1 protein-coding gene is annotated in these 756 nt (G+C 57.4%); it reads left to right on the top strand.

All coding sequences use genetic code 11. The features are described from left to right. On the top strand, positions 1-756 hold a 756-nt coding region (locus IM299_RS22760; RefSeq protein ID WP_193358132.1), incomplete at both ends, for an IS4 family transposase.

The raw sequence follows: 756 nt of genomic DNA, 5'->3' as shown, positions 1-756 counted from the left end.
CTGGTATCACGTTACGATTCTCTGCGTAACCCTCTGACTTCTCTGGGCGACTATCTTGACCCGGAACTGATTTCCCGCTGCCTTGAAGAATCCGGCACCGTCACGTTACGCAAACGGCGCCTTCCTCTGGAAATGATGGTCTGGTGCATTATCGGTATGGCCCTTGAGCGTAAGGAGCCGCTTCATCAGATAGTTAACCGGCTGGATATCATGTTACCCGGCAACCGTCCGTTCGTTGCCCCCAGTGCCGTGATCCAGGCCCGTCAGCGGCTGGGAAGCGAAGCCGTCCGCCGCGTGTTCACGCAAACAGCGCAGCTCTGGCATAACGCCACACCGCATCCGCACTGGTGCGGCCTGACCCTGCTGGCCATCGATGGTGTGTTCTGGCGCACACCGGATACGCCGGAAAACGATAGCGCCTTTCCCCGCCAGACGCATGGCGGAAACCCGGCACTCTACCCGCAGGTAAAAATGGTCTGCCAGATGGAACTGACCAGCCATCTGTTGACGGCAGCGGCCTTCGGCACGATGAAAAACAGCGAAAATGAGCTCGCGGAGCAACTGATAGAGCAGACCGGCGATAACACCCTGACGTTAATGGATAAAGGCTATTACTCGCTGGGGCTGCTGAATGCGTGGAGCCAGGCGGGAGAACACCGTCACTGGATGCTCCCTCTCAGAAAGGGAGCACAGTATGAAGAGGTCAGAAAGCTGGGTAAAGGCGACTATCTGGTGAAGCTGAAAACCAGCCCACAG

This window comes from Enterobacter cloacae complex sp. P47BA (assembly GCF_014930485.1).
Lineage (GTDB): Bacteria > Pseudomonadota > Gammaproteobacteria > Enterobacterales > Enterobacteriaceae > Enterobacter > Enterobacter bugandensis.
This window is presented reverse-complemented; position numbering and strand designations above follow the sequence as displayed.